This window comes from Rhodospirillales bacterium (assembly GCA_016712595.1).
GTDB lineage: Bacteria > Pseudomonadota > Alphaproteobacteria > Rhodospirillales > Defluviicoccaceae > Defluviicoccus.
Window position 1 is genome coordinate 2,217,539 of sequence record JADJQT010000001.1, and the last position, 15,360, is coordinate 2,232,898.

Genomic DNA, 15,360 nt, shown 5'->3' on the forward strand with positions numbered 1-15,360 from the left:
ATACTGTCATCGCAGCGTCCTTGCCGTCTTCACCAGACCGATCCAGACGCCTTAGACCAAAGTCGGGTATGCCCGGTTCATTTCTTTCGGGCAAGCAGAATCGCAACCGACAGCGAGTCTCGATACCCCTGGAAATACTGGCTTTGCCAATTTTTACGCGGGTGTTATAAAAAGTAATTCAATTTAAATTTGTATTTCTCTTAGCGAAATTGCTCTCTCAAGTAAAGAGAATTAAAAAAATAACTCTTGATGCGTGCAGCGTATTTCGCTATAAATATTCTTGTCCCGCGAGCGTCCATGTTGAGCCGGGCTTCGGCACCGAACCCTGGTTCACTTTGACCTCCTCCCTATCCAACTCACGCCGCCCCTTATGGGGCGGCATTTTTGTGTGGTTGGTTTGCTATCAAAGCCGCGCCTGTCGCATTTGGTGTGTCGGGGGTGCACCGCGCGGGTTTGCCTGTTTCGAGGTGAGGTCGATTCGGGCGGAGGCTGCGGACGGCAGGGGGGCCTCCTTTTTTCCTTCAGGAGGCGCGCGCAATCCTGATCCGCAAACGCCAACGCCGCCGGAAACCGGCGGCGTGGCGCACGCTACATCGGAGGAAGACAGGCGTTAGGTGGCCTTCAGGCCGAAACCCTTGAACCTTTTGTTGAACTTGGCGAGCTGACCGCCCGAATCCATCAGGCGGTGGACCCCTGTCCAGGCCGGATGGGTCTTCGAATCGATGCCGAGCTTCAGGACTTCGCCTTCGCTGCCCCAGGTCGATCGCGTGGTAAAGCGGCTGCCGTCCGTCATCTCCACGATGATCTCGTGGTAATCCGGGTGAATGTCCTTCTTCATCATCTCGCTCCTGTTCGAGCGCCCTATATAATGATGTCATCCGGTGTGCGCAACCGGCGGGAAATACCGGCAACGACGCTGGTGCCTCGTCTTGACGAGGAAGCTTTCGCCGTGCCCGGTGCCGATGGCGCACCTGGGGGGTGAGGAGGGGGCTCACAACGAGGCGGCATGGGGCAAGAGGGAGAGTTATGGTGGACGAGGGCCAGTTCGTACGCATGGCGGACAAGACGATCGCTGACCTATTCGATCGTCTGGAGGAGGAGATTGGCGAGACGGCAGAAGTCGATCTGCACGAAGGGGTGCTGACGGTGGCGCTTGATGGCGGCGGGCAATACGTGATCAATAAGAACGCACCCAATCGCCAGATCTGGCTGTCGTCACCGGTGAGCGGTGCCGCGCACTTCGGCTACGATGACGAACGGGGCTGGATCTCGACCCGCGGCGGCGAGCGGCTACTCGCTATCCTCGAGCGCGAGTTTTCCGCCGCTGCCGGCAGCGCCATTGTGCTCGGTTAAGGGGCGTCCGCGCCGCGGACGTCGCCACCCTCGCACGCCGGCCTTGCCGCGGTCGAACCGAGCGCGATCAAAACGACGCCGCTCATCAGCACGGCTCCGGCGAGAAACGGCCAGTCTCGCCCGGCATGCTCGAATAACAGACCGGCCCAACTCGGACCGAGAACGCGGGCGAGCGTCGTCGCCGAGCGGCTGACGCCCATCGTGCCGCCCTGTACGCTCTTCTCGACGGCCAGCGAGACGAGGCTGTTGAGCGAGGGGGTCATCAGGCTGAAACCCAGCGCCACGATCAGCATCGCCGCTGCGAGGACCGGGATCGTTGTCGAGAGCGGAATTGCCAGCATGCCGGCGGCGAGGGCTGCCGCGCCACCGATTACCAGGGCGCGCTCGCCGAAGCGTTTGGCCAGCCGGCCGACGCCGCCGCCTTGAACCAGCGCGCTGGTAAATCCGACAAAGGCGAATATGTAGCCGTTCTGTTCCGGCCCCCAGCCGAAGGCGCGCCGCGACCACATGGCGAAGGTTGTTTCCATTCCGGCGAAAACGAACGTCGATAGGAAGGCAATGACGATCAGCCGGCCGACGACGGGCGTGCGCAGGGCGGTGGCGAGCAGACGCCAGCGGCTCGAGCGTGGCAGCGCCGCGTGCGCCCGGCGGGTTTCGGCACTGAGAGATTCCTTGAGCAGGAAGATGGCAAGGAGGGTGGCGATGCCGGAGAGCGCCGCCGCGGTCAGTGCCGGGCTGACATAATCGGCATGTGCCGGATCGTTGCCGGCGAGGATGCCGCCAATCGCCGGTCCGAAGATGAATCCGAGGCCGAAGGCGGCGCCCACAACCCCCATCCCTTTGGCGCGGTTGGCGGGCGTGGTGATGTCGGCAACGTAGGCGAAGGCTGTGCCGATGTTGCCGGCCATCACCCCGCCGACCGCACGGGCGGCGAACAGCATCCACAAGCTGGTGGCGTTGGCCAGCCACAGATACGAGAGTGTCGCGCCGATGAGGCTGATCACCAGCACGGGCTTGCGGCCGATGCGGTCGCTGAGCTGGCCCCAGATCGGTGCGGCAAGGAATTGGCCGAAGGAGTAGATGGCCATCAGCAGGCCGACCTGCGACGGCGAGGCGTGAAAGTGTTCGCCGTAGAAGGGCAGCAGCGGAATGATCACCCCGAAGCCGACCAGATCGACGAAAACGACGAGAAACAGAATTCCCATGAGGCGTCCATGGCGGGCACTAACGTGCCCCTTGTTCTTGCGCTCTTGGCTTTAGCGCTGAGTTAGCTTCAATTCAATGCGGCGGTTGCGCCGGTAGGCGGCTTCGCCATCACCGGGATCGATGGGATGGAATTCGGCGTAACCTGCGGCGGAGAGCCGGGAGGCAGGAATGCCACTGTCGATTAGAAGACGCAGCACCGACATCGCCCGTGCCTCCGAAAGTTCCCAGTTGGACGGGAACTGCGGCGTATTGATCGGCACCTTGTCGGTATGACCCTCCACCTGCAAGATCCAGTCGATGTCGGCGGGGATGCGGGCGGAGACATCCTTGAGAGTCTGGGCGACCCGCGCGATCTGTTCCCGGCCGGCATCACCGATCTCGGCCGAGCCGACGTCGAACAGTACCTCGGAGGGGAAGACGAAGCGATCGCCGACGATACGGATGTCGGGATGATCACCGAGGATCTCGCGCAGCCGGCCGAAGAACTCCGAGCGGAAGCGGGCGAGTTCCTGCACTTTGCCGGCCAGCGCGGCGTTGAGCCGTGATCCCAGCGATTCGATCTGAACCTGCTGTTCGGATGCCTTCTTCTCGGACGCGTCGAGGGCGGCGGTGAGTTCGCTGAGCTGGGCGCGCAGGGCGGCTATCTGTTGATTGAGCAGTGCGAGTTGGGCGCGGGCGCTCTCCGAGACCTTGCGCTCTTCGATCAGGCCGGCCTCGGCTGTCTCGCTGCGCTGGGCGAGGGTGGCCGCCTGGCGTTCGAGGTCGTCCTTGAGCGCCTGTAAGGCGGTAATGTCGGCCGTGAGTTTCGCCGCTTCCTGCGCACTCGTCTCGGCGTCGCCCTCCGCTTTTTCCGCCCGCTGGGTCAGCGTTTGCACCTGTCCCTGCAGTCCCCGCTGCGCCGCCAGCGATGCCTGCAGCTCGGCGGAGAGCTGCACGACCTGCTGATCGAGCGCGTCCTTCGCCTTGCGTTCGAGGGCGAGGACGTTTGCCAGCTCGCTCATCTGTCCTTGCAACTGGCGCAGCGCTGCGTCACGCCCGGACAGCGTCTCGCTGAGGAAGAACTGGGCAAGGACGAAGACGAGCAAAACGAAGATGATGACCAGGAGCAGGCTGGCCAGCGCGTCGACGAAGCCCGGCCAGATGTCGAGGTGACGGCGGCCGCGGAGGTTGCGAAGCGCCATCCCCGCTCAGCCCTGCCGGCCCGCTTCGTCGGCGACGGCGGCGATGGTCCGGGCCAGCAGCTTGATGTCGCTGCGGACCTGGCGGACGATTTCCTCGCGACCGGCGATCATCTCCTCGATCAGCCGCGCGACATAGACGTCGAGGTTGCGGATGTGCCCGCGTGTCGCATCGTCCATGCCGCCGGCCTGCGGGGCGCGAAAGGCTTCGGCGAGACGAGCGAGGATCGGCCGCAGCTCGGCCTGGCCCTCGCCCAGCTTCAGCATCAGTTGCTGCTCCGCGCGCATCTGGTCGGTAAGGGTGCCGATCTTTTCAGCAAGGCCCATGATGTGGGTGTTGGTGGCGATGCGCGCTTCCTCGCCGCGGGTCAGGGTTCGCTGCAGGGTCTCAAGGCTCTCCGCCGTCTGCTCGAGCAGCGCCTGGACGTAGACCGGCATCGACTGCTCGCCATCGCCGGGCAGGGCGCCGGATGACAGCCGGGTGGAGCCCGAAAGCCATTCCTCGAGGTCGTTGAAGAAGCGGTTCTGCGCTTGGCCCGCCTGCAGATCGAGGAAGCCGAGGACGACAGAGCCGCCGAGTCCGAACAGCGAGGACGAAAACGCCGTCCCCATGCCCGACAACGGTACGCCGAGGCCGCGCTTCAGCGATTCGAACACTTCGCCGACGTCACCGCCGCCCACCTGCAGCCCGCGGATGACATCACCGATGGCGCCGATCGTCTGCGAGAGCCCCCAGAACGTGCCCAGCAGGCCGAGGAAAATCAAAAGGCCGATGACGTAGCGGGACAGATCCCGCGACTCATCAAGGCGCGAGGCGATGCCATCGAGCAGCGAGCGCATCGCTGGCGCCGAAAGCTGCAGCCGGCCCTTGCGTTCGCCCAGCATCGCCGCCATCGGGGCGAGGAGATGCGGTGGTGCGGCGCTCACAGGTGCAGTTCCCGCGAGGCCCGCGTCGCCTGTCCGCCTGTCGCCGCGATACCGCTCGATCCAGGCAACCTCGGGACCCAGGCTCAGGACCTGGCGGATGTTGTAGATCACGCCAAGCAGGAAGACGCCGATGATCAGGCCGTTAAGCGGCGCGTTGGCAAAAAACGCGTGCTCGAGGCCTGAATGCAGCGCGGCGACGACGCCGCCAACCGCGGCGAGGAAGACGAGCATGCGGATCAGGAAGCGGCGTGGCTTGGTCATCGTCTACGGCCTACCTCGAGAACGGTGCACCCAGTCGCGGCGCAGGCCAAGCGTTCGTTCCTGCGCAGCCGACAGTTTATGCCCGATGTGGTGGCGAAAGGATGTGTCGACGATCAATTCACAGCGATACCGCGGTCACAATGATGCCGCAGTGGCATCGATGCCCCTCGCACCGGTGCCACCGGCACTGACCAGGGTGGCAAGCTGGGGGTGGAGATCAGCGTTGCCGGCGAGGATGCCGCCGCCGGACATCATTCGCCGCCCTCCGGCAAGATCGGTTACAAACCCTCCCGCCTCGCGGATCAGGACAATCCCAGCGGCGATATCCCACGGATTGAGGCCGTTTTCCCAGTATCCGTCAAAGCGCCCGGCGGCGACGTACGCGAGGTCGAGGGCCGCCGAGCCATAGCGACGCACGCCGGCCACCACCTCCATCACCGCGCGCAACTGGCTCAGGAACAAGGCGTGATCCGGCTGCCCTTTGAACGGAATGCCGGTGGCAAAAACCGATTCATCGAGGCGCCGTCGTCCGGAGACGCGAAGGCGGCGACCGTTGAGGAACGCGCCGGAGCCACGTTCGGCGACGAACATCTCATCGACGATCGGCGAATAGACGACACCGGCGAAAGGCTCGCCGTCGCGCTCGAGAGCAATCGAAATCGAAAAATGGGGGATGCCGTGGAGGAAGTTTGTCGTTCCATCGAGGGGATCGACGATCCAGCGGTTGGAGGTATCCGTTCCGGCATAAGATCCGGATTCCTCCATCAGCATTCCATACGTCGGCCGCGCCTTGTGCAGTTCCGTGCGCAGGACGCCTTCGGCGCGATGATCGGCCTTGCTGACGAAATCTGCCGGCCCTTTTTTCGAGACCTGAAGCTGCTCGAGTTCGCCGAAGTCGCGGATAAGACCCTTCGCCGCCTTCTGCGCGGCGGCGGTCATGACGTTGAGCAAGGGGGAGCGTAGGATCATGAATCCGTAAGTACCTTCCGTCGTCAGTCTTTGGCGCGTTCGACGTAGGTCGCATCCGCCGTGGCGACGACGATGCGCGTCCCCGACTCGACGAACGGTGGAACCAGGACCTTCACACCGTTTTCCAGGATCGCCGGCTTGTACGAGGAGGCCGCCGTCTGTCCCTTGACCACGGCGTCGGCCTCGACCACCTGCAGCACCACCTGATCGGGGAGCTGCACGTTGAGTGGGCTTTCCTCGTAGGATTCGATAGTGACCTTCATATTCTCCTGCAGGAACGGCACCTGATCCTCGCCGACGATATCGGTGCTCACGGCGATCTGATCAAAGGTCTCGCAATCCATGAAGGTATGCATGTCGCCGTCGCTGAACAGGTACTGGAAGTCGCGCTGATCGAGGCGCACCCGCTCGACGCTCTCCGAGGAGCGAAACCGCTCGTTGAGCTTAGTGCCGTCCCGGATGTCCTTGAGCTCCACCTGCAGATAAGCACCCCCCTTGCCCGGCTGGGTGTGCATGATCTTCACCGCCCGCCATAGGCGACCTTGATGCTCGATGATGTTTCCTGGGCGGATGGCGTTCCCGCTGATCTTCATGGCCACGTCCGATGTTTGGAATTGGCCGCAAGGGCCCGCGGCGGCAAGCTAGCAGGTCAAATCGCCGGCGGCAACGCCGCTGCCGGACTGGCTCCGGGCGATTGCCGTGCCTGAAGACGGTTCGGGCGAAGATATCAAAGCATCCGGATCGCGCCCGCTTGCGGCGGATCGAAATGGCGGGCCGTGCCGCCCAAGGGCGGGGGCGTGCTCACCCGACCCGCCGTGAGGCTAGATCCGCCCCCACCAGGCCGCGAAGATACACGGGCGGGTGCAAGACGAGGCCTAACCTGCTGAATAGATCGAATTACCCTGGCCGCATCCGGTTGACGGCAGGTGGAACGATCGTTATCCAACCGCGGTGCGAGAGTGAGACTGGAAGGGGTAAGGGGAGTGTTCTGCGCCCCATTCAAAACGGCGCCGTGATCCCTTCGCGGACCGAATACCAAGGGCGGCCGATCGTCGGGAAGGCTGCGTGCTCTGCGGGTGGTGGCCGTTCATGGCGCCAAGGCCGATGAAGCACCGCGGCCTGCTCCATGCGCTTCGCCTGCACCCGCTTGCACGGCTGGGCGCGGTTCTCGCGCTCTATACCTACGTTTTCATCGGTTTATCCCCGCTCTGGGTCCCGGCCGTCGAACGAGGCGGGATCGAGGTCTGCACGGCGAACGGCATCCAGCTTATCCCCGGGGATCAGCCGTTTTCCGGCGCGCCCGATGGCAAGCAAAAGCCCAAGAAAGACTGCCCGCTTTGCCGGATTCTGACGGCCTTTCTGTTAGCGCCAGTTGACTGCGTTCCCGAAGCCTTCGATCGCGGCGTCTCAACCTTCCCGCACTTCCATCCCAGCCGAGATATCGCCGGCTTATATGCCGGTTTCGATCACCTTTCGCGGGCGCCACCCGTCCTCTCCTGAGCGACCCCCAAGAATTCCGTCAATTCTTGTCCCTTCGAGAGGAGAGGATATGCGTTCGTTTGCTGCGCGCACCTGCCTTATGGCGGGAACGGCGGGGGTGTGCCTTGTGCATCCCGCATTCGCCGAAGATACCTCGATGCCGAACATGTCGACCCAATCGGATGACCCTCTGACGCACGGTCAGGGGATGATGCCTTTCCATTCTGCGCCTGACCCTGCAGGCCTTGCCGGCACCCGGCTGCACAAGCCGGGCCAAATCATGTTCACGTACCGCTATATGCACATGGACATGTCGCAATTGGCCGACGGCGACGACGACCTCAGTCCTAAGGACGTCGCCACGATGCGCAACCATAACGCCGGCAAACCGGGGCAACCTCTGACATGGCGGAGCGCTCCGCAGAACATGACCGTCGACATGCACATGTTCGGCGTGATGGCCGGCGTGACGGACGATCTCTCCGTTATGGTCATGCTCCCCTACGTCACCAAGCAGATGGAAATGGTGACCTTTAGCGGCATGACCGGCACCACCGAGCTCGGAACCTCGAAGAACGAGACGTCCGGGATCGGCGATGTTGCCGCGAGTGCTCTTTACCGACTGTATGAGGACCAGACCCATCACGTTCACATGCAAGCCGGCCTAAGCTTCCCCACGGGCTCGACGACCGAAAAGGGCCGCATGCTGATGGCCAACGGTCAGGTCATGGAGATGCGCTTGCCGTACGGCATGCAACTCGGCACCGGGACCTATGGTCTTCTGCCCGGACTGACGTACTGGGGGGCGAGGGGATCATGGAACTGGGGCGCGCAGGCGCTCGGCCAGATCAATCTGGGCGAGAACGACCAAGGGTATACCTTCGGCGATCGCGCGTTTTCCACAGCCTGGGGCGGTTACAGTCTCGGCCTCGGGTTCAGCATCTCGGCGCGGCTCAGTCAGACGTATGTCGGCGACATCGACGGCAAGGATAGCCGGGTCACCGGCCCGACACCGACAGCCGATCCCAACAACTACGGCGGTTGGAACACCAGCGCCGGGTTCGGGGTCAATTACCGGGTCGCGGACGGTCCGCTCATGGGGCTCAACCCCGGTGTGGAAGTCAGCGTGCCGCTTTACCAGAACGTCAATGGACCGCAGCTCAAGGAGGCATGGACCGTCTTCGCCGGCGTCCGCAAGACGTTCACGTTCTAGGCGCTTGCCGATCCAACGGACCTTCACCCTAAGCTTCACGAAAAAGGAATGCGAACGATGCTACGCAACCTGCTGATTGCCTTCATTACGATCACCGCCTTTGCGGGATCGCCGGCCGCTGCCGACACCCGCGGCTCACTGTTTGTCAACCTGACGACCGAGGACGGTCATCGGGCCGATATGGCGTTGACGTTCTCCGGCGCGATGCTGGAGCGCGGACACCCGGTGGCGATCTGGCTGAACGACAAGGGTGTGCTGATCGCCTCGAGAGAACACGCGGGCAAGTTTGCCGCACAGCGGAAGACGTTGGCGGACCTGATGGCGAAGGGAGCGACGGTGATCGTCTGTCCGTTGTGCATGAAATACTATGGAATCCGGGAAAGCGATTTGATCGAAGGGGCGAGGGTCGGCAATCCGGACCTGACCAGCGGCCTCTTGTTCAAGGACGACGCCAAAACGCTCACCTGGTAACCTCGATCGCTGGAGCCCCCGGGCCTGGTACCATCCCAGGCCCGGCCCCAGGCTGCCTGGGACGCGATCGGGGGACGCGATCGGGGGACGCGATCGGGGCTTGTGTTCGCGCCGCTGGCCACCCAACATCGCGGCTTCGCATTCACCTCGCGTTTTCCAGAAGGTCAGCACGCGCGCATGTTCACAGGCATCATCACCGACCTTGGCCGGGTGCGATTGGTCCGCGCCGAGGGCGATACGCGCTTCGAGATCGCCACCGCCTTCACCGAAGACAGTATCCCGATCGGCGCCTCGATCGCCTGCTCGGGTGTCTGCCTGACGGTGATCGAGCGCGCCGCCGGCTGGTTCGCCGTTCAGGCCTCGGCTGAGACGCTGTCATGCACGACTCTCGGCGACTGGCGCGAGGGCACCGCTGTCAACCTCGAGCGTTCGCTCAAGCTGGGCGACGAACTCGGCGGCCATCTCGTCTCGGGACACGTCGACGGCGTCGGGCGCATCGTCGCCATTACGCCCGAGGGCGACTCGCGACGCTTTGTTTTCGAAGCGCCGCCGCCGCTTGCCCGCTTTATCGCCCAGAAGGGCTCGATCGCCATTGACGGCATCTCGCTGAACGTCAACGCGGTGGACGGCGGCCGCTTCGGGGTCAATATCATTCCGCACACGCTCGCGGTCACGACATTGGGAGAGGCGCGGGTCGGTGCGCGCGTGAACCTGGAAATCGATATGCTGGCGCGATATGTTGCGCGCCTCCTCGAACAAGGATGAACGTTTGGACCGGCCACCGCAGCTCTCGAGCATCGAGGACATCATCGAAGACGCCCGCAACGGGCGGATGTTCATTCTGATCGATGACGAAGACCGGGAAAACGAGGGCGACCTTGTTATACCGGCACAGATGGCGACCCCCGCCGCGATCAACTTCATGGCGCGCTATGGTCGTGGGCTGATCTGCCTAGCGCTGACGCGTGCGCGGGTGAGCGAGCTCAAGCTGCCGCTGATGCCGCAGCGCAACGTCTCGCGCCACCAGACGGCATTTACCGTCTCGATTGAGGCGCGCGACGGCGTGACCACCGGGATATCCGCCTCCGACCGGGCGCGCACGGTGGCGGTCGCCATCGATACGACCAAGGGACCGGATGACCTCGTCTCGCCCGGTCACGTCTTCCCCCTCGAGGCGCGGGATGGCGGCTCCCTGGTTCGTGCCGGCCACACCGAGGCCGCCGTCGATATCGCCCGGCTGGCGGGTCTCAACCCTTCGGGCGTCATCTGCGAGGTGATGAACGACGACGGCACGATGGCGCGCACGCCCGACCTGCTGCGCTTTGCCCAGTTCCATGGACTGAAGATCGCCACCATCGCCGATCTGATCGCCCACCGCTTGCGCTACGATCGTATCGTCGAGCGCATCGTCGACGCCCGGCTCGACAGCCTTTACGGCGGGCCGTTCCGCATGCTGGTGTTCACCAGCCGCACCGGCTCGGCCGAGCATGTCGCGCTGGTCAAGGGCGATATTGCCGCCGACGGTCCGATCCTCGTGCGCATGCACGCCCTGAACGTTCTTGAGGACGTCCTCGGCGACTTGCAGCACGGCAAGGCCGGCGAACTGCACGCGGCGATGCAGATGATTGGCGAGGCCGGCCGCGGCGTTATCGTGCTGATCCGCGAATATCATCCCACCACCGTATCGGACCGCCTGCGGGCCCGCGTGCAAGGATGCGAGGAGAGCAGCTCGGAACTGCGCGACTACGGTGTCGGCGCCCAGATCCTCCTCGATCTTGGAGTGAAGGACATGATCTTGCTGTCCAACACCCGGCGAACGATCATTGGTCTTGAAGGCTATGGCCTGTCGGTCGTAGGACAGCAGTCGATTCCCGCCAAACCGGTCCTCCCATGATTCCATCCCCGCGCGTCTTGATTATCGAAGCTCGTTTTTACGAAGATCTCGCCGATCAGCTCGTCACCGGCGCCCTGCACGTGCTGGCCAGCGCCGGTGCGGTGATCGAGCGCCGGGCGGTTCCCGGCTGCTTCGAGCTGCCGGCCGCGATCGCCTTCGCGCTTGGCGCCAGCGCCGAGGATGGCGCATACGACGGGTTCGTTGCGCTCGGCTGTGTCATCCGGGGCGAGACCGACCACTACGATCACATCTGCCGGGAAGTCAGCCGTGCGCTGATGGACCTGTCAGTTCAGCGGCAGGTGGCGCTGGGCTTCGGTGTGCTCACCTGCCAGACCTACGAGCAAGCGTTCGAACGCGCCGATATCAACGGTCAGAACAAGGGAGCCGACGCCGCCGAGGCCTGCCTTCGCATGATCGCGCTCAAGCGCCTCGGCGCGGGCGCGCGCGAGGCATGACGCCGGCTGCGCGTCCAAGCTTTCGCGAACGTCGCAGCGCCGCGCGTCTGGCGGCGGTGCAAGCGCTTTACGCGCTCGAGGTCTCGGGTGATCCGGCCGAGCGGGTGATCTCTGACTTCGTGGAGCGGCGCTGGTCGTCTGTTGATCAGACGAAACCGGGCACACCGCCGGACCGGGCCTTCCTGCAGGGCCTGGTCGAGGGCGTGGTGGCGCGGCGCGGCGAAATCGACGTCGCCGTTGGCGCGGCGCTGTCGCAGGGCTGGACGATGGACCGGCTCGAGATCCTGCTGCAGGCTATCCTGCGCTCCGGCGCCTACGAGCTTGCGGCGCAGCCGGACGTGCCGGTCGGCGTCGTCATCAACGAGTACGTCGAAATCGCCCACGAATTTTTTTCCGGCAAGGAGCCGGGCCTGGTGAACGCGGTCCTTGATCGGATCGCGGCACAGATGCGCGCCGGGACTCAGGATGTCCCGAGTGGTGCCGGCCATGGCGGGACTTGACGAGTTTTCGCTGATTGCCCACCACTTCGCGCCGCTTGCCGCGAGTGAACCGGGGGCGTTCGACCTAACCGATGATGCAGCGGTGCTGGCGATCGCCGCAGGGCACGAAGTGGTCGTCACCGCCGACGCGCTGATCGCGGACGTTCATTTTCTCTCCGCCGATCCGCCGGAGAGTGTCGGCGCCAAGGTGCTGGCGGTGAACATCTCGGACCTCGCGGCGATGGGTGCCGCGCCGCGTGCCTACGTGCTGACGGCCGCCTTTCCCCGCACGTGGCCGATGGACCAGCTCGACCGCTGGCTTGTCGGCTTTACCACCGGATTGCGAGCGATGCAGGAGGACTACGGCATCGTTCTCGCCGGCGGCGATACCGTGGCCACGCCGGGCCCGCTTGCACTGTCCGTCACCGCGTTCGGCACCGTCGAGCCGGGTTGCGCGCTGCGCCGCTCGGGCGCAAGGCCGGGCGATGCCGTCTACGTTTCCGGAATCATCGGTGACGGCGTGCTCGGGTTGGGCGCCCTTGGCTTTGGCGCGCTGGGGCAAGGCGCCAAAGCCAATCATGTCGCGGGTTTGCCGGACGAACTCATCGCGCCGGCGATCACCCGCTATCGCACTCCCCGTCCGCGCGTCGCGCTCGGCCGGGCGCTGGCCGGCGTGGCAGGCGGCTGCGCCGACGTTTCCGACGGGCTGATCGCCGATCTCGGGCATATCTGCCGGGCGTCCGGCGTCTATGCGATCATCGAGGCCAAGCGGGTTCCTTTTTCCCCGGCTGGTAGGGCCTTGCTCGCCGCTGATGCCGATCTGCTGCCGGTATTGCTGACCGGCGGTGACGACTACGAACTCGTCTTCACCGCGTCTTCCGATCAGGCATCGGCGGTCGAGGATGCCGCGCGCAAGGCCGGCGTTCGCGTGCATGCCATCGGCCGAATCGAAGCGCCCGCCCTGGGCGGGCCAAGCGGCGGTTGCCCGGTCGCCGTGCAGGATGCCAACGGCGAGCCGGTGGCGGTGGAGCGGGGTGGCTGGAGCCACTTTTAAACATTCCTGCCCGCGCGATTCGCAGGCGCGTTGCCTACCAGATTGGCCGTTGCTAAATCCCCACCACCGCCCTTTGAACCAGAAGCGCACTTTCGTGTTGCAATGCACCATGCAACGGTTGCAGCACTCAAGTGCATCTGGCATGTTCAGGCCAGTGCCTGCAGATAGGGCAACGCAGACCTGCCTGGGGAGGGAGGGTTCGGACCCCAGGCGGATGTAAAACGAAAAAAGGGGCCGTCCATGTATATCTTCATACTTCTCTGTGGGCTCGCGGCGCTCGCCTACGGAGCGCTGACCAGTCGCACGATTATGGCTTGCCCGACCGGCACGGACCGGATGCGGCAGATTTCCAACGCGGTTCAGGAGGGCGCCGCCGCGTACCTCAATCGCCAGTACCGCACGATCGGCATGGTCGGGGCTGGCGTCGCGGTCGTTCTTCTCTTCGTCTTCGGCTGGAAGGTGGCCTTGGGCTACCTGATCGGCGCCTGCCTTTCCGGTGCCGCCGGCTACGCCGGCATGAACATCTCGGTACGCTCGAACGTACGGGTGGCGGAAGGCTCGCGGCAGGGTCTCGATCGCGGCCTGGAGATTTCCTTCAAGGCGGGCGCGGTCACCGGCATGCTCGTTGCCGGTCTCGCGCTGCTTGCGGTCGCCATCTACTACTTCTTCTTGCTGATCATCGGCGCGACCGGCCGGGAACTGATTGATCCCCTGGTCTCGCTGGGTTTTGGCGCATCCCTGATCTCGATCTTTGCCCGTCTTGGTGGCGGCATCTTTACCAAGGGCGCCGACGTCGGTGCTGACCTCGTCGGCAAGGTCGAAGCAGGAATTCCCGAGGACGATCCGCGAAATCCGGCGGTCATCGCCGATAACGTCGGCGACAACGTCGGTGACTGCGCCGGCATGGCGGCCGACCTGTTCGAGACGTACGTGGTCACCATCGTCGCGACGATGGTTCTGGGCTCGATCTTTTTCTACGGTCAGTCGGTCATGGCGGACGTCATGCTCTATCCGCTGGCCATCGGTGCCGTCTGCATTCTGTCGTCCATCGCTTCGACCAAGTTCGTGCGGCTGGGTGCTTCGAACAGCATCATGGGTGCGCTTTATAAGGGCTTCGTCGGATCTGCGGTTTTGTCCGCCGTCGCTCTTTTGCCCATAACCGCCATCGTCATCGGCCTTGGCACGGAATTAACCGTTGCCGGAAAGACCTTCACCGGATTTACCCTGTTCTTGTGCGGCCTGGTCGGGCTCGTCGTCACCGGCTTGCTGATCTGGGTTACCGAATACTATACGGGGACCGACTATCGCCCGGTCAAGGGCATCGCGGATGCTTCGCGCACCGGACATGCGACCAACATCATCCAGGGCCTAGCGATCTCGATGGAGGCGACGGCACTGCCGGCGCTGATCATCTGCGCCGCGATCATTATCACCTACCTGCTCGCGGGGCTGTTCGGCATCGCCATCGCCGTAACCGCAATGCTGGCGCTCGCCGGCATGGTCGTGGCGCTCGACGCCTATGGGCCCGTCACCGATAACGCTGGCGGCATCGCCCAGATGGCCGACCTCGACGAGGGCGTGCGCAAGACCACCGACGCGCTCGACGCCGTCGGCAACACGACGAAGGCGGTGACCAAGGGTTACGCCATCGGCTCCGCCGGCCTGGGTGCCCTGGTGCTGTTCGCCGCCTATACCCAGGACCTACATTTCTTCAGCAGCAACCCCAACCTTTACCCCTATTTTGCCGGCGTCATCGTCGATTTCTCCCTGTCCAACCCGTTCGTCGTCGTCGGCCTGTTCGTCGGCGGCATGCTGCCTTACCTGTTCGGTGCGATGGGAATGATGGCGGTCGGGCGCGCGGCGGGGTCCGTGGTCGTCGAGGTTCGCCGTCAGTTCAAGGAAATTCCCGGGATCATGGACGGCAGCGGCAAGCCGGAGTACGGCCGCTGTGTCGACATGCTGACCCGGGCGGCGATCAAGGAGATGATCATTCCCTCGCTGTTTCCGGTGCTGGCGCCGATCGTGCTGTTCGTCATCATCTTGATGATCGCTGGCAAGTCAGCGGCGTTCTCGACGCTGGGGGCGATGCTGATGGGTGTTATCGTCACCGGCCTGTTCGTCGCGGTCTCCATGACCGCCGGCGGTGGCGCTTGGGACAACGCCAAGAAATACATCGAGGACGGCCATCACGGTGGCAAGGGCTCGGAAGCGCACAAGGCGGCGGTGACCGGCGATACGGTCGGTGATCCCTATAAGGACACCGCCGGTCCCGCGGTCAACCCGATGATCAAGATCACCAACATCGTGGCCCTGCTGCTCCTGGCCATGCTCGCCCATAGCTGACGTTCGCCCGCGCGAGACGCGCAGCATTACACCAAGAAGGCCCCGCAACCATTCAAGGTTGTGGGGTTTTTCTTTGGT

16 protein-coding genes are annotated in these 15,360 nt (G+C 64.1%); 10 read left to right on the forward strand and 6 right to left on the reverse strand.

Annotated elements, in window-relative coordinates; translation table 11 throughout:
* Positions 1 to 610: 610 nt before the first annotated feature.
* Positions 611 to 838 carry a 50S ribosomal protein L31 gene (gene rpmE / locus IPK66_09995; GenBank protein MBK8175567.1) on the reverse strand — a complete coding sequence of 76 codons (228 nt, stop codon included), beginning with the start codon at positions 836 to 838 and terminating at the stop codon, positions 611 to 613.
* 188 nt (positions 839 to 1,026) lie between these two features.
* On the opposite strand from rpmE, the gene cyaY reads away from it, so the two are divergent.
* A complete protein-coding gene (gene cyaY, locus IPK66_10000; protein MBK8175568.1) occupies positions 1,027 to 1,353 on the forward strand; it encodes an iron donor protein CyaY in 327 nt (108 codons plus the stop codon).
* On the opposite strand, the gene IPK66_10005 is transcribed toward cyaY, so the two are convergent.
* The 5 genes from IPK66_10005 to efp all read right to left on the reverse strand — a co-directional run bounded on the left by IPK66_10005 (position 1,350) and on the right by efp (position 6,487).
* On the reverse strand, positions 1,350 to 2,558 hold the full coding sequence (locus IPK66_10005) for an MFS transporter (GenBank protein ID MBK8175569.1): 1,209 nt from the start codon (positions 2,556 to 2,558) through the stop codon (positions 1,350 to 1,352). The two genes, cyaY and IPK66_10005, sit on opposite strands and share 4 nt — an antisense overlap.
* A 51-nt stretch (positions 2,559 to 2,609) precedes the next feature.
* Positions 2,610 to 3,740 carry a peptidoglycan -binding protein gene (locus IPK66_10010; GenBank protein MBK8175570.1) on the reverse strand — a complete coding sequence of 377 codons (1,131 nt, stop codon included), beginning with the start codon at positions 3,738 to 3,740 and terminating at the stop codon, positions 2,610 to 2,612.
* A 6-nt stretch (positions 3,741 to 3,746) separates the two neighbouring features.
* Positions 3,747 to 4,925, reverse strand: a complete 1,179-nt coding sequence (locus tag IPK66_10015; protein ID MBK8175571.1) for a flagellar motor protein MotA — start codon at positions 4,923 to 4,925, stop codon at positions 3,747 to 3,749.
* Positions 4,926 to 5,060: 135 nt separating this feature from the next.
* A complete protein-coding gene (locus IPK66_10020; protein ID MBK8175572.1) occupies positions 5,061 to 5,894 on the reverse strand; it encodes an inositol monophosphatase in 834 nt (277 codons plus the stop codon).
* Positions 5,895 to 5,917: 23 nt separating this feature from the next.
* Entirely contained in the window at positions 5,918 to 6,487 is a 570-nt protein-coding gene (efp, locus tag IPK66_10025) for an elongation factor P (GenBank protein ID MBK8175573.1), read from the reverse strand.
* Positions 6,488 to 6,998: 511 nt separating this feature from the next.
* On the opposite strand from efp, the gene IPK66_10030 reads away from it, so the two are divergent.
* The 9 genes from IPK66_10030 (at position 6,999) to IPK66_10070 (ending at position 15,282) form a co-directional block, all read left to right on the forward strand.
* Positions 6,999 to 7,394 carry a hypothetical protein gene (locus IPK66_10030; protein MBK8175574.1) on the forward strand — a complete coding sequence of 132 codons (396 nt, stop codon included), beginning with the start codon at positions 6,999 to 7,001 and terminating at the stop codon, positions 7,392 to 7,394.
* A gap of 49 nt (positions 7,395 to 7,443) precedes the next feature.
* Complete coding sequence (locus tag IPK66_10035; GenBank protein MBK8175575.1) at positions 7,444 to 8,586, forward strand: transporter; 1,143 nt, start codon at positions 7,444 to 7,446, stop codon at positions 8,584 to 8,586.
* A 48-nt stretch (positions 8,587 to 8,634) separates the two neighbouring features.
* Positions 8,635 to 9,057 carry a DsrE family protein gene (locus tag IPK66_10040; protein MBK8175576.1) on the forward strand — a complete coding sequence of 141 codons (423 nt, stop codon included), beginning with the start codon at positions 8,635 to 8,637 and terminating at the stop codon, positions 9,055 to 9,057.
* Between the two features lie 177 nt (positions 9,058 to 9,234).
* Positions 9,235 to 9,822 carry a riboflavin synthase gene (locus IPK66_10045; GenBank protein MBK8175577.1) on the forward strand — a complete coding sequence of 196 codons (588 nt, stop codon included), beginning with the start codon at positions 9,235 to 9,237 and terminating at the stop codon, positions 9,820 to 9,822.
* Complete coding sequence (gene ribB, locus IPK66_10050; GenBank protein MBK8175578.1) at positions 9,794 to 10,951, forward strand: 3,4-dihydroxy-2-butanone-4-phosphate synthase; 1,158 nt, start codon at positions 9,794 to 9,796, stop codon at positions 10,949 to 10,951. Before IPK66_10045 ends, ribB begins: the two co-directional genes overlap by 29 nt.
* A complete protein-coding gene (gene ribH / locus IPK66_10055; GenBank protein ID MBK8175579.1) occupies positions 10,948 to 11,406 on the forward strand; it encodes a 6,7-dimethyl-8-ribityllumazine synthase in 459 nt (152 codons plus the stop codon). The genes ribB and ribH overlap by 4 nt, the downstream gene beginning before the upstream one ends.
* Positions 11,403 to 11,906 (forward strand): transcription antitermination factor NusB, encoded by a 504-nt coding sequence (nusB, locus tag IPK66_10060; GenBank protein MBK8175580.1) that lies wholly within the window; start codon positions 11,403 to 11,405, stop codon positions 11,904 to 11,906. The genes ribH and nusB overlap by 4 nt, the downstream gene beginning before the upstream one ends.
* Positions 11,893 to 12,939 (forward strand): thiamine-phosphate kinase, encoded by a 1,047-nt coding sequence (gene thiL / locus IPK66_10065; protein MBK8175581.1) that lies wholly within the window; start codon positions 11,893 to 11,895, stop codon positions 12,937 to 12,939. The genes nusB and thiL overlap by 14 nt, the downstream gene beginning before the upstream one ends.
* Positions 12,940 to 13,179: 240 nt before the next feature.
* Positions 13,180 to 15,282: a sodium-translocating pyrophosphatase gene (locus IPK66_10070; protein MBK8175582.1), complete on the forward strand. Its 2,103-nt coding sequence runs from the start codon at positions 13,180 to 13,182 to the stop codon at positions 15,280 to 15,282.
* The last annotated feature ends 78 nt before the right edge of the window (positions 15,283 to 15,360 follow it).